This is a genomic window from Roseobacter weihaiensis, from assembly GCF_020622345.1.
GTDB lineage: Bacteria > Pseudomonadota > Alphaproteobacteria > Rhodobacterales > Rhodobacteraceae > Roseobacter > Roseobacter weihaiensis.
This window is the reverse complement of record NZ_JACNMO010000009.1, coordinates 157,155-170,185: the sequence shown is the minus strand read 5'-3', so window position 1 is coordinate 170,185 and position 13,031 is coordinate 157,155. Positions and strand designations below refer to the sequence as shown.

The window sequence follows — 13,031 nt, the reverse complement described above, 5'->3', positions numbered from 1 at the left end:
TGTCGCAAACTTTGTCTGGATGATCTATGGGGAAGCGTCGAAAGCTGGTGAGGCTGTGTCCATGATGTTGTTCAAAGGTGCGCAATTTCCGCGAGATGTCATCTTGCACGCCGTTTTCTTCTACGTCCGCTATGCCGTCTCCTTTCGCGATCTGGAGGAAATCCTGGCCGAGCGCGGCGTCCGGGTCGACCATGCGACGCTGAACCGCTGGGTGGTGAAATATGCCTCAGTTCTTGCTAAGGTCGCACAGAAACGCAAGTTGCCAACAGCGCCATCTTGGCGGCTGGATGAGACCTATGTAAAAGTCCGCGGCGACTGGTGCTACCTGTATCGGGCCGTTGATCGTGACGGCCAAACCCTTGATTTCATGCTATCTGAGCATCGCGACGAGACCGCCGCCCTGCGTTTCCTAGCAAAGGCGATTTCGGCAAACGGTGTGCCGCGCACCTGTGCAATAGACAAGAGCGGCGCGACTACGGCGGGCTTGAAGGCGATGAACAAGGCTCTTCAGGACGTCGGTTCAATGCGACGGATCAGGGTGTACCGTTCGAAATACCTGAACAACATCGTGGAACAAGATCATCGCGGAGTGAAACGGCGAACGCGACCGATGATGGGCTTCAAATCCCTCAGAACAGCGACGGCACCTCTGGATGGGATCGAAACGGCGCATATGATCAGAAAGGATCAACTTGGCAGCGGATGTCCGTTCGCAATCTATGCAAGCCTTGCTGCCTGAGGTACGGGCGAGGTAGCTCCATCTTGGTGCAAAGAGAACTTTGCGACGGAACCCCCGGACCTCAAGTTCGGACACGGTATGCCGCCACCACATCGGTGCGCCGATCGTCGACAGGATATGCTGATAAAACCGTCGTTCGTCTGGGGCCGGCGGCGCCTGAACCAACAGGATTGGGGTTTTAGTAATGCCTAGTTCAGCATTGTACTGTGTGGGGTACTTGCTCGCCATGCGTTTGGCGATCATGGTCTTACCGATACCGGAACTCCCATAGACCATCAGGCCAGGCATCCGGCTCTGCTGAGCATTTCCATGAGGGAAGTCAATCTGTTGAGAACAATCGTGGCACGGTCAAACGCGATCCAATGGTCGCTGCGGATGCGGTCAATTCTTTCTTCTGGGGTCATCAAACTCTTCAATAGGATAGGTTGGAAGGTCGGGGTTGCCAGTATCGGTCGCAAACATCTCCCGAGATGGATCACGGGTTGGCTTTTGCTTGGGAAGTCGTACCGCGCGTTCGCTTTCGAGACGGGCGATCCTCGTCTTCTGGCGCGCCGCCTCTGCCAACCGGCGCTGCGCATCAATGACTTGGAACAGGGCCTTCTCGTCGATCCGGCCACCATGCCGATCATGCCATTCCTTCCGCGCCCGCCGGCTCTCCCAAAGCGATATCCTTGGGCGACTCAGATCCCGGTAACGCGCCGGGATCATGCGACCGTCGTCGACGAGGACCCAAACCTGCGACAGGTCCCTCGGGTCGTACTTCACTTGAACCTTACCCTGCCCACGTCCAACCAACGACGCAAAGATATCGCTCCAGTAATGTACCCCGAATAGCGTGATCCTGGTACGACCGAACTTTCGCCATTCGAAGGGAAGGAAGCTTGTCCGGAACGCTTCGACGTCAACGACCTGCCGTCCCGCGGTGTCCTCGCCTAAGTCGACCCAAGCGGCCAGCGGTGTTCTCCCGAGAGCTTCGTGAACCATATTGTGATAGCGGCATACTTCCAGATGAAGCCAGTCCTCAAACTCGGCCAAAGTCAGGGCAGCATGTCTCTCGCTGTCGTAGTCTCCCTTCTCAGCGGCAGAGGATTGGGTTGTACCGGGCAGCACATGAACAGCCCCCATAGTCGTTCCGATCAGACGTTCGATGTGGCCACCGAAGTGTGTGGCGCCGGGCGGACGGTACTCGACGGCGATGCCCCAATCCTCGCTGGCTGATTTGAAAGCCTCGCTATGGAAGTCCTGGCCATTGTCGACATGGATTGCTTTCGGGATACCGGATGTCGGCCAAACCAACTCTTCCAACGTCTCTGGGACGTGGATCGCTTTCCGGCGCACGCAGTGATCGAGGCAGAGCGCGATAGATAATGCCGACGGCGCATCAAAGCTGACAAACACCCCAAGAACAATCCGGGTCGCGACATCGATGGCCACCGTCAGATACATCAAAGGCTGCATCAGCGGCTATGACAAAGTGCGCTGCGGCGTGGCGTGGACATCGATCGGCAAAGACGACCGTTTTAGGTGAAAAACCCGCTCTACCAAATCTTGTGCCTGCCTTGAGCGAAGATTCCTAAACCGCTTAGATTGGGTTCAGAATCAGTGTTCTTGGCAGTTGCAGGTATGGAATGCCGGCGCAGTCCTTTTATCTTGTCCGATCCGGCGCAGCGGCATCTCGTAGCCTTCGAGACAGGTGAGCTGTGCACGCCTAATCGCCGATGCCGACCGTGGATGAGCCCGCTGCCGCTGCGCCACCGCAATCGATCGCGTCGCCGACCCTCGCGGCAGGTCGGCCGTTGATGAACACGGACCCTGAGCCCCCGCTGACAGCGCGATCATGGGTGCTGTGACGCTGGCAGCCGTGTGCTCCACAGCTATCGTCTTGCCGGACCACTCCAAGCCCTTCAATGAAAACGTCACCGCTACTCTCTATCGCAGTCGTGGGAGGGCAGCGATCATGGCCGGATGCTGCATCGCCAAGTCGAAATGCCCGTTTCGTCATTTGGCACCCATCTCTCGTTCGACCTGACGTGTGCTCCAGAATTTGTGGAGCGCCGTCTCCTTGGGCGTCAGTTCCGGTTTAGCGCCGATGGTGGTGGTAAGGAAATCCGCGATCCGGGTATCGGCAGCTTGCAACTGCTGTTCTGGCAGGTCGAGCTCGAGCGCGTACCCGACGGCCATCACATGAATACAAAGGACGAGCCCATCGTCTTCAGCGTATCTGGCGAGATCCGAAAGCCGCTTGCTTGGTGGAGCGACAAGTGGCGACAGAAGCTGTGTGGGACGGATAAAATCCGCTGTTGGCGCGAGCGGTGGGTCCGCCTCGCGCCAAAGATCCCAAACTTCAGTGGCTGTAGCGCCAGCACACCACGACAAGGCAGCAGCACCAAGGCCCGTCGCGCCAGCGGCGCGGCACAACGCGCTCCAGCGCTCTGCGCTGCATGCCTCCAGCATTGCGAGGTTCCGACGATCCACAGTGTCAAGCCGCCCAAGATTGCGATGGCGTGGCGCAGCGTCATGGAGCAGCGCCCAGTGTCGTGCATTGTTGTGCAGCCAGTCCCAGAGTTGTGGCAGCGTCGTTTCATTCTCCAGCATGAAAGGCAATCCTGGGCTCATTGGCGCTTGATCGTCAGCAGGCGTGCTCAATCCGTGGTCTCCAACTCGGGAAAGTAGCGCCTTATCAAGGCTTCTGGCACCGGGTAGCTGCGCATGGGAAGTTGCCGCAGGAACGGATGAATCTGGTTGGGTACATTGGCGTTTGGTTGAATATCAGGCGTCTCCGCAGGCCAGGCGTTAACGCCAAGCTCGGCGAAAGCGGCTTCGGTATTCTCATGCCAAAGATCGTATGTCCGTCTGACGACCCATTTGCCTTCTAGAATGCCGGCGCCTATGCCAACGGAACCATCGTCAAGGTTATAAACCTGCTGATCGGCCACATAGAGCTGCTCCGCGTTCCACGCGAACATCGTTGGAGATATCGTGATGTAGTAAATCTGCGCACCAGCGAGCATTACATCGACATTAAATCCTGTAATTGACCCCCACGCACGCGTCAGATCGGTAAATGACATCGGGATATTTGTGTCAAATTGAGTGGGGTTATTGTTCATCAGCGCAAGCAAAGCGCGCCCAGAATCGGCGTCATCCACGTTTCGCACATCCGCAAAGTAGTCACTGTTGTTGATTGCGTCTTCAGTACCTTCAATAGCGCGCTCAATCTGGCGGTCTGGTATCTGCCCTCCTGCACCACGGCCCCTGCGCATATCCCCGGTACCCCGGCTGACGGTTGGACCACATCCTTGAATTTCAACGACGCCGATCTGCAGGTTGTCGTGACCGAAAAAGATCATAGTATGCTTGCCGCATAGAAATGTGAGGCCAGCGTTGTATGAGACCGACCATCGGCGTGATGGCGTGTCACGGCGGCCAAGCCACGACGTGACACGCTGCGGGTCGTTGCCAAAGGGAAAGGTATCGCTCATTACCAAGCCTCCGGACTGAGGACGCACAAAAGTGTATCATCGGCACGGATTGCGTAAAGTTCGCACTGGGCTGCACCGGGCGAGGGCGCAGCATTGGCGCATTCGCGCCTTGATGCCAAAATCTCTTCGTAGTCACAGACTTCGGCTTCGCAATATGAGACATGCAGCCGCCCGGACTCAAAATCCGCGTAGACCAGAGGGGTGCGGGTCATATCGACGTCGAGGTCCTCCATGTTCGCTCTGAGCACTTCGTGCATGGATTTCGAACCAAGTATGCCGAAAAAAGATGCGACATTCTCGCCGTAAGACGCGCGGGCAGTTTCTGCGAGCGTCATGTGTGCTTCACTGAAACCGTTCCCCGCATCGCTGAAAAAGGTTGCGTAGTCACAAGTGAAGCCTTCGCCGGATACGGCATCGGCGCTCGACAACCAGATCGCACCCACTGTTGCCAGTGCAATCCCAATTAAAATGCGCGCTTGGAATGCGGTTATGTTGATCATGGCGCGGTCGGCCTTGGCCCGGCAACGCACAGCAGCGTAGTGTCAACCCTAATGGCAAATGGCAAGCAACTTCGAGACTCCAGAGCCCGCGCGCAGTCTTCCAACTGGCGCGCAACATCATGACGCGTACACGTCATGTTTGGGCAGTATGTTACGTGAAGGTCTCCCGTCTCCATATCGCCATAGATGATCGGTGTACGCCCTAGGTCGAGCTCTAGTTGGGCCGCTGCAGATCGCATCCGTTGGTGTGCTTCTTCCGATCCTTGCATCATCAAACCGAAGAAACCTTCGTAGTTGTCTGCGAGCTTCAGCTTTTGAAGGTGGGTGCCGCTGCCCTCATAGCTGTCGATGTCGCATCGGAACTCATCGTACGCTGCGGCGGGGCACGCCGTCACAGCAAGCACCCCAGCGAAGACTCCAGCAAACATGTGGTCAATTGATATCAACGCGCGCTCCTTTGATTGTGAAACCGGTGTCCGATTTCTGCGAAACGTCATTTGCATCCAAAGATACCAAACCTTCGCTATTGATCTCGACGTCGCTTGTAAAATTGAGCGAAAGCTTGCGCCCAGAGAGGTGCACATCTCCGTTGCGGAACATGCGCAGGGAGGAAGCGCCGCAATAGACTGTCACTTCTCCATCTGATGCGATGGACACAGACGTGTCAGCGCGCACGCTAACCACACGTCCGCTTTCTATCTGTACCGCCTTTCCGGCCGCGATGTTCTGAGAAACTCCTGCAAAGGATTGATTCGAATGGCCCACATTCTGGGCTTTCATGCCCATTGTCGTTTCCGTGATGCCGCGCTCGGTCGTGATTGAAAGCATGCCGCTGCCAAGAGTGTTGATTGCACGTGCGCCGAGAAACTCGGCGGCTGCGGGCATGCCTTGCCAGTTGGTTTTGGTTGCAAACTGCGCCGCGTTGCGCGTGTTGAGGCTACCTACGTGCAGGTTCATGTTGCCGGCCACCACCTCGTCGTGACTGCCTTCGACCTCAACGGCCTTGTGTGCTCCGACTGACTGAACCCAATTCTGGTCGATTCTCTCCGTGTGGTGACGCAATGTCTTTTCGTTGCGGTCACGCTGCGCCCTGATGAAGACCTCCTCTTGCGCGGCCTGGTCCTCGAAGCGTAGTTCATTGAAGCCGCTCGACTTGTGGCTGTTCGTTCGCAGCACCGTACGTGTCTTATTCCCCGGCAACTCGTATGGCACCTTCTGGCGGGCATTCGGCACGACGCCCGTGACCACAGGTCTGTCGGGGTCGCCGTCGAGGTAGGTGACCATGACTTCCATGCCGATGCGGGGGATGACCTGGCCGCCCCAGCCGGCGCCCGCCCAGTTTTGGGCCACGCGCACCCAGCAGGTGTCCGAGCCGTCCTTGGCCGCCCGCCTGTCCCAGGGGAACCACAGCTTGATGCGGCCGTATTCGTCGGGGTGGATCTCTTCGCCCTCGGGGCCCGCGACGATCGCCACCTGGGTGCCGTCGATCCGCGGCTGTGGCACCGTGCGTTGCGGCGTCGCGGGCACATCGGCGGTCAGGGCCAAAAACCGGTTCACGTATTCTGGCTGGTTCTCGACGCTCTCATAGCTGGTGTCCACGACGTCGTGGTGGATCGACAGGATCACATGCGGCTGATACGCGGCGTCGGGATCCGCCAAATCGTAGGGCGTAAAGCGATGCCCCGGTGCCAGCGTGCGCACCGTTCCGGCGCCCTCGACCCGGGCGTGCTCTGCCTCATGCGCTTGCATGCGCAGCTTTGAGACACGCTCGACCTCGGCGTTGTCGATGCCCTCACTGGCCCGCGTGCCGGTCCCGTAGCCCGCCTGCACCGGGTATTCAAAGAGCTCATAGCCGCCGTTCTTTGGCAGCGTCACCAGCCCAAGCGATGCCGCACCCGGCACCGTCCCCGGCGTGGTGAAGTTCCAGTCGCGCCCCGCGTGGCTGCCGGGAATGTAGCGGAAGGTCGTCTCGAACCGGTTAATCTGGTTGCGATCCGTCGATCCAGCGGCAAACCGCACATCACCATCGTCTTCGAGCGCGGCCAGATACCCCGCCGGGTGCGATGCGATGTGCAGGGTATGCGCACCTTCCTCGTGCCGCCAGAAAAAGAACAGCCCATCCTCCTGCAGCCGTCGCATCAGGTAGTCGAGATCCGTCTCGTTCCATTGAACAGAATAGTGTTGCCGGGGCACTGGCTCGACCACACCCGCGATGACGGGGGTCAGCAACCCGTGCTCCTGGCAGAGGATCTCGGCGACCTCGGTGGCGGATTTGTCAAGCCAGATGCGGCAGTCACTCTTCTGTGTGAGCATCCACAAGGCAGGGCGCAGCACCAGCTGGTAGGACCGCAACCCCCGGCTGGCACGCGGACCCGCGACCAGATTGGTCACGATGGCGTTCCAGGTGCGGCGGACGGGCGGTTGCTGGCTGAGCTCGACGCTCACATCCACCGTCTTTCCCAGGAGTTGATCGGGCGCGATCTCTGGCTCTTTCGAACGTACAGCCACGGTGATCTCAAACAGCGCGGAGACATGTTCCTCTACCGTGAGCCTCTCGGCCAGCAAGGCATCTTCGCCCAACGGGGTCGCGATGCGTAGGATCCGGTCAGCCTGGAGGAAATCACTCTCCGCGTTCATAAAAAACTCCCGCATCATTACTTCAAACAATTTAGCAAAGACCTGCCATGCCCACGTCCGCCTGGCGAGTCGATTATAGCCAGCGGGCGACCATCGGCGTATCCTTGCGCGTATTGCTTGCAGCGGGACTGTTGCATTGTTTCCGCTGGTGCACAGTAGCCCAGCAGGACGCTAGGGTCGCGCAGCGGTTTCGAACAGCCCGCGGATGAATTCGATCTCGCCTTTGACGCCTTGTTGCTTGTTATAGATGTGCCCTCGTTTGATGGTCCGGATTGTCTCAATCCCGCTCAGGGTCGCCTTGGCCGTTCGCAAGGATCGGAAGCTCTGCCGGTATCCGAGCAGCCGTTTCATGGCCGCGTGATCGCTCTCGATCAGATTGTTTCGCCACTTTCTGTCGATATGTCGGATGCTGTCAAAGTGAGGGTCATATCGGTGATTGATCTCACGAATGACGCGTCGATAGCTGTGCGCCTTGTCCGTCACTATCGTAACAGGCCGGTGCAGCCGGACGCGCTCGATCGCCTTGTGCAGGAAAGCCCTTGCCGCCTTTACATCTCGCCGTGCGGTTAGCCGGAAATCGACCATTTGACCGTTCGCATCGACCGCGCGCCATAGATAGCGCCATTTGCCTCCGACGCGGACATAGGTCTCGTCTATTACCCGGCAGGCGATCACGAGGTGATCTGCCGAAAGGGCACATGCCAGTCGACACTCGCGCGGCGCAGGTGTTTCTCGGTGCGCTTGGTCAATTCAGGCCCGAACTTTTGAATTTTGAACCCAGCGATAGACGGTCGACCTGTCGACTGTGATGCCACGCTCCGCCAGAAGATCGACGACATCCCGATAGGACAGCGGGTAACGCAGGTACCAGCGCACAGCGCAAAGGATGATATCGCGCGGAAAGCGGTGATGCTTGAACGGTGATGGGCGCGGCATGTTCAACCTCAAAGATCCAAACTTGTCCGCACATCCCGAATAATGCAACAGTCCCGGAAAAGATCATCTTGAGAAGAGAAACCTGTAACCCTAGTCAAAATGTACTGCGCTGCAGTTTCACCCTGTTAACCTATTGCCTGGGTGGACAAGTTGTGATCGCTTGCGTCAACCTTAGCATAGGCGCGCCACTACTCGATGGCGCCGTCGAGGGGCGGTTACAGCATCAGTCCCCCATCGGTCTAAGGGCCCGACTTCAGGGCCTTTGGTGGGCTCCCAACCCCAATCCGACCACGCCCTCATGCTGCAATAGATGCGGTCGACATGACGCGGCAATGTCCATCCCTGAGCATCGAAGTAAGCGGCCACAGACGGGCAGCGGACACGGATCAACTCATCGGCACGCGTCCCGAGATCTCTGCAGTCTGATCGCTTGAACGGCGTCCTGGCGACCGCGATGACGGGTTGAGGGTCGGAGGACGTCGCCTGCGCCGCCTTGATATGGGCCCAAGCAGCGTCTTCCTCGTCAATTCCGCGCGAAAGGCGGTGCAAGATCATGGTGCTCCGACTCTCGGGGAAACAGCGCCCCAATCTGACAATTGATGCCGGCAGGCCGTCTTGCGCCGCAGTCCGGACCAAGTGCTCCGCTTCGAGTTTCGTCTCATGATAGATCGTTCGAACCCGCACATCACTGTTGTCTTCAATCCAGCGCGCGTCCTCACCGGCTGCCGAACCGCCCCCGTAAAGCGCTGTCGTGCTTGTGAGGACCAGCCTCTCGACGCCAGCAAGCCGTGCAGCCCTGATGACACTGAGCGTCCCCCCCACATTGATCGACCGAAAGTCCTCATCCGGGACCTTGTCGACATGCGGGGCGTGCAACCCCGCGCAATGAATCACCAACTGATGTCCTTCGAACAAAGATGCCAGTTGATCCGTATCACGGATATCGAGTGCGCGGATGTCCGCGGCCCCGTGCATGTCGATCCCGGTGCACCCTTCCGCACCCTGGCGAAGGCCGACCATGATCGCTTTGCCTATGCGGCCGGCAGCGCCGGTAACAACCGTCTTGGGAAGGTGACCGCCTATCATTCCATGCTGCTGCGAAGACGTCCTGCGCCGACGAGCTTTTCGTACTTGCTTTGCGAAACCTGGAACTCTTCTTTCAACCACTTTCGAAAATGACGTGCCGCAGCTGACGAGCTCCGCGATTCCGGACCCACCAACCAATAGGCTTCGCCGGTTTTGACAGTGATCGGAAACGGAACCACCAGATCACCTGCATCAAGTGCGTCCAACGCCATGGTCTGCCATACCAGAGTAACACCCATACCTGAGATCGCCGCTTCGATACACAAATCGGGAGAAGACATCATCGACCTCTCTTTCAGGTTCAAATGCGATGCACTCGCGGCCGTAAGCCAGAGAGGCCAGCCAGAGCCCCCTTCTTCTCCAAAGATGATTGGCACTTGTTCGAGATCCTGAATGCTTTCCAGTTTGCCAAGCAGGGCCGGAGCGCAAACAGGAAACAGTTCCAGGTCCATCAGTTTGCTTGCTCGCAGGCCGGACCAACTGCCCAACCCGAATTTGACACCATAGCTATACTGGCCATTACGCAAATCTGTCAGGTCGTGGCTGGAGTCGACCGTCAGATGTATGTCATCGTTCGTCGAGCAAAAGTTGCCCAACCTAGAGACCAGCCAGCTTTTCGCCAGGCCAGGCGCAACCGTGACACGCAATTCCTTGCTCTTTCTCGAATCCAGAAAGGACAAGGCCGAGTCTATCCGGTCAAATCCGCCGGACAGTTCCTCGAGTAAACCCGTGATAGTCCTGCACAGGTACGAACCCGTCAGATGTGCGGTCAAACACGCGGTGTCCCAACTGCTCTTCAATTCGCACGACCTGTTTGCTGATCGCGCCGGGTGACACACAGAGATGCGAAGCGGCCTTGCTAAGGGTGCCGTATCGGCTCAGCGCAGAAAGCGCGCGCAACCCGTTCATCTGGAATCTCGCGATATGGTCCATGGCAGCCCTCCGGTTCGTATGGAAAAGCGGATCGAACTATTGTCGATTGTTGGTCAGACGCACCCAAGCATATGATACCTCAAAGAAGTCTTGAAACCAGTTATTCCCGTAAGACGGAAAATCGGCGGATATCCGAAATCTGCCAAAACCGCTTCGGTCGAGACAGGAATATACCATGAAGTGTATCGTTGTCGGCACAGGGTTTGGAAGCGTTCATGCCGCATGGCTCAGGGCCATCCCGAACGTTGCAACGGGACTGTTGCATTATTCGGGATGTGCGGACAAGTTTGGATCTTTGAGGTTGAACATGCCGCGCCCATCACCGTTCAAGCATCACCGCTTTCCGCGCGATATCATCCTTTGCGCTGTGCGCTGGTACCTGCGTTACCCGCTGTCCTATCGGGATGTCGTCGATCTTCTGGCGGAGCGTGGCATCACAGTCGACAGGTCGACCGTCTATCGCTGGGTTCAAAATTCAAAAGTTCGGGCCTGAATTGACCAAGCGCACCGAGAAACACCTGCGCCGCGCGAGTGTCGACTGGCATGTGCCCTTTCGGCAGATCACCTCGTGATCGCCTGCCGGGTAATAGACGAGACCTATGTCCGCGTCGGAGGCAATGCTCGTTTGATCCGCGTTTCGTCAACAGCACCCGATGGTTCGAAATAGTGGATGTGATCTGGCGCTTCAGAAATACGAAGCCAATTGGATGTTAGACGTTCGGGTTCCGCGACCAGTGGGATCGCGCCACGTCTTCGAAAAAGTTCCCAATTGGGATTGATGTTGACATTGTCTGCTCGCTTAGGAAGCTTTTGCCTCTGAAGTGCTTTGAAAAGAGAAGTAAGGCCCTCGCCCCAACCCGCACGAAATCTACCGGTAAAGCATCTCCGATGCCTTTGACCTTCTGTCCATCTTCCAAACGCAAGGGAATGATAAAACGCGGGTCTTCAAGCCGTTTGCCTAAATCAATGGCAATATCAATGTCATCTTGGACCGTTTCGTCTGCCAGTGTTGAACCTCTGCTGAGCAGTAGCACTTTCACCGCTCGATGGTCGAGCGCCTGGTTCACCTCACGTCGCCATCGATCTCCGGGTTGAAGTGTCAAGATGTCTGCAAAGACTTGGTAGCCTTCCGCCTCCAGTTTGGGACCAAGCCAGAACACGAATTCATCGTCGACCGGCGACGATTTGATGAAGAAGACGACGTTGCGTGGATTATCTAAGGATTTTCCCGAACCGGAATCTGGCGCGTCGGGGAGTATGGATTGGATTGCGGGAGGCAATGATCCTCTGTTGGCAAGTGCCTGCTCAACTGCCTCGGTCATCACCGATTTCATCACCCCCGTACTCTGTTTCCAGAGATTGGAATGAGCTTGTTCAATGTCTTCAAACTTGCGCAAAAGCGCGTTTAGATCGTCGGAACCATAGATATCGCCCTGCGATTGCAGCGAAGGACCGATGACCTCGGCCAGGTCAGATTTGTTTCTTGGCATGAGCGGTGTGGAGGTCGCGAGAATGTAGCGGTCGGCCGCGAGCGCATCAATTGAAGTGCGTTCGGTCCGCATTTTCGATTTTAGTGTCGATAGACCTGAACGATAATAGTGCTTCGCCTGAAGGATTGTTTTGTTCTCGCCTGATGCGTGCCGGCCGTCCATGCCGTCATCGCGTCCTTCTGGAAAAGCCTCGAACCTGATGCCGAGTTCCCGTCCGATAAGGTCTCGGTTGAGTTCTTCGAATTCATTGGCTGAGAGTGTGGTAAAATCATAATTCATGTGTTCTAGGCTTTGGCTCCGAGAGTGGAGCGCACATCGGCCATTGAGATAAACACGCGATGTTTGTTGGCTGGATCGCCTAGAGGTTCAAAACCAAGATCTGCATAGAATGCCCATCTTTTGTCAAACGCATCGTCTTCCAAGACGTCCAATACAATAGCGGCTGCGCCCATCTGCTCGGAGATGGCGTCACATCGTTTCATAGCATCTATGAAAAGGGCCGAGCCAAGGCCTTTACCCTGCATATCTTTTCGAACGGCAACAGCGCGGATGTAGATGACGGGCACATCTGGAACCCTGGCACGTTGCCATTTGGCCGGACCGAATTCGGATCGAACGGCCATTGCGCCGAGCGTGTAGAACCCGAGCACAGCTGGATCGTCTTCGGCCGTGGCGATCCAAGCTGTAACCATCCCGGCTTTTATTTGGTCCGTCAGAGACGATTTGAGAAAATTATCGATTGGCTTAAAACCGCAGCTAAATTTGCTGCGGTCGTGAGCTTTTTTGTCAAATGTGGTGAGTGTTAGATTAGCCGCTGGTGCCGTTGCATCAGCTGGCATCCTTGAGAAGGCCTTTCGATGCCTCTGCGGCTTTTTGCAAGCCAGGCACGACCTTGCCCGAAGCTTCAACTGCGCCCTTGAACGCATCAAACGCCTCTACTGGTAGAACGGACAACGAAACGCGTTGCTCTATTTCTTGAACACGCAGAAGCGCTGCTTGACGGATGAAGTCAGCCTCTTGTAGGCCGGTCGCTGCAGCAGCAGCCCGAATACGTTCTTCATCTGCACGATGCATACGCAACTCTTTACGCGCTTCCATCTTGCCCGCTGTCGGGGTCACTGTTTCAATGGCAAACATATCATTCTCCTTACCCGCTTAATGTACGGTATAACGCCGTACATGTCAATAGTTGACAACTATCTCTCCTAAATCCTCATCGACTGTGGGG

At 56.9% G+C, this 13,031-nt stretch carries 13 protein-coding genes and 3 pseudogenes; 2 read left to right on the top strand and 14 right to left on the bottom strand.

All coding sequences use genetic code 11. From position 1 onward, the window contains the following. The first annotated feature begins 61 nt into the window (after positions 1–61). The gene (locus H7847_RS12640) at positions 62–739 is read left to right on the top strand and encodes an IS6 family transposase (RefSeq protein WP_227269837.1); all 678 of its coding nucleotides are present in this window, start codon (positions 62–64) and stop codon (positions 737–739) included. 69 nt (positions 740–808) lie between these two features. Here the strand turns inward: H7847_RS12640 and H7847_RS27165 are convergent. The 11 genes and pseudogenes from H7847_RS27165 to H7847_RS12580 all read right to left on the bottom strand — a co-directional run. Further along, positions 809–1,063, bottom strand: a pseudogene (locus H7847_RS27165) (TniB family NTP-binding protein); the annotation flags it as partial. Between the two features lie 57 nt (positions 1,064–1,120). Next, positions 1,121–2,185, bottom strand: coding sequence for a transposase family protein (locus H7847_RS12630; RefSeq protein ID WP_227269836.1), 1,065 nt, complete (start codon positions 2,183–2,185; stop codon positions 1,121–1,123). Between the two features lie 262 nt (positions 2,186–2,447). Beyond that, entirely contained in the window at positions 2,448–2,741 is a 294-nt protein-coding gene (locus tag H7847_RS12625) for a PAAR domain-containing protein (RefSeq protein ID WP_227269835.1), read from the bottom strand. After that, on the bottom strand, positions 2,738–3,334 hold the full coding sequence (locus H7847_RS12620; protein WP_227269834.1) for a hypothetical protein: 597 nt from the start codon (positions 3,332–3,334) through the stop codon (positions 2,738–2,740). The genes H7847_RS12625 and H7847_RS12620 overlap by 4 nt, the downstream gene beginning before the upstream one ends. Positions 3,335–3,381: 47 nt before the next feature. Then, a complete protein-coding gene (locus H7847_RS12615; protein WP_227269833.1) occupies positions 3,382–4,221 on the bottom strand; it encodes a hypothetical protein in 840 nt (279 codons plus the stop codon). After that, positions 4,221–4,721, bottom strand: coding sequence for a hypothetical protein (locus H7847_RS12610; RefSeq protein WP_227269832.1), 501 nt, complete (start codon positions 4,719–4,721; stop codon positions 4,221–4,223). The genes H7847_RS12615 and H7847_RS12610 overlap by 1 nt, the downstream gene beginning before the upstream one ends. A gap of 432 nt (positions 4,722–5,153) precedes the next feature. Continuing rightward, complete coding sequence (locus tag H7847_RS12605) at positions 5,154–7,358, bottom strand: type VI secretion system Vgr family protein (protein ID WP_227269831.1); 2,205 nt, start codon at positions 7,356–7,358, stop codon at positions 5,154–5,156. 171 nt (positions 7,359–7,529) lie between these two features. Further along, a pseudogene (locus H7847_RS12600) lies at positions 7,530–8,294 on the bottom strand (IS6 family transposase). 171 nt (positions 8,295–8,465) lie between these two features. Further along, positions 8,466–9,380: an NAD-dependent epimerase/dehydratase family protein gene (locus H7847_RS12590; protein ID WP_227269828.1), complete on the bottom strand. Its 915-nt coding sequence runs from the start codon at positions 9,378–9,380 to the stop codon at positions 8,466–8,468. Beyond that, a complete protein-coding gene (locus tag H7847_RS12585; RefSeq protein ID WP_227269827.1) occupies positions 9,377–10,060 on the bottom strand; it encodes a LysR substrate-binding domain-containing protein in 684 nt (227 codons plus the stop codon). The genes H7847_RS12590 and H7847_RS12585 overlap by 4 nt, the downstream gene beginning before the upstream one ends. Before the next feature lie 16 nt (positions 10,061–10,076). Further along, positions 10,077–10,313, bottom strand: a complete 237-nt coding sequence (locus H7847_RS12580; protein ID WP_227269826.1) for a helix-turn-helix domain-containing protein — start codon at positions 10,311–10,313, stop codon at positions 10,077–10,079. A 307-nt stretch (positions 10,314–10,620) separates the two neighbouring features. Here H7847_RS12580 and H7847_RS12575 point away from each other — a divergent pair. Then, positions 10,621–10,785, top strand: a pseudogene (locus tag H7847_RS12575) (IS6 family transposase); the annotation flags it as partial. A 238-nt stretch (positions 10,786–11,023) separates the two neighbouring features. On the opposite strand, the gene H7847_RS12570 reads toward H7847_RS12575, so the two are convergent. From H7847_RS12570 to H7847_RS12560, 3 genes are read right to left on the bottom strand one after another with little or no spacing between them, the layout of a single operon-like run. Then, positions 11,024–12,082 carry a toll/interleukin-1 receptor domain-containing protein gene (locus H7847_RS12570; protein ID WP_227269825.1) on the bottom strand — a complete coding sequence of 353 codons (1,059 nt, stop codon included), beginning with the start codon at positions 12,080–12,082 and terminating at the stop codon, positions 11,024–11,026. A gap of 5 nt (positions 12,083–12,087) precedes the next feature. After that, entirely contained in the window at positions 12,088–12,642 is a 555-nt protein-coding gene (locus H7847_RS12565) for a GNAT family N-acetyltransferase (RefSeq protein WP_227269824.1), read from the bottom strand. After that, positions 12,632–12,940, bottom strand: a complete 309-nt coding sequence (locus tag H7847_RS12560) for a type II toxin -antitoxin system TacA 1-like antitoxin (protein WP_227269823.1) — start codon at positions 12,938–12,940, stop codon at positions 12,632–12,634. The genes H7847_RS12565 and H7847_RS12560 overlap by 11 nt, the downstream gene beginning before the upstream one ends. Positions 12,941–13,031 lie beyond the last annotated feature (91 nt).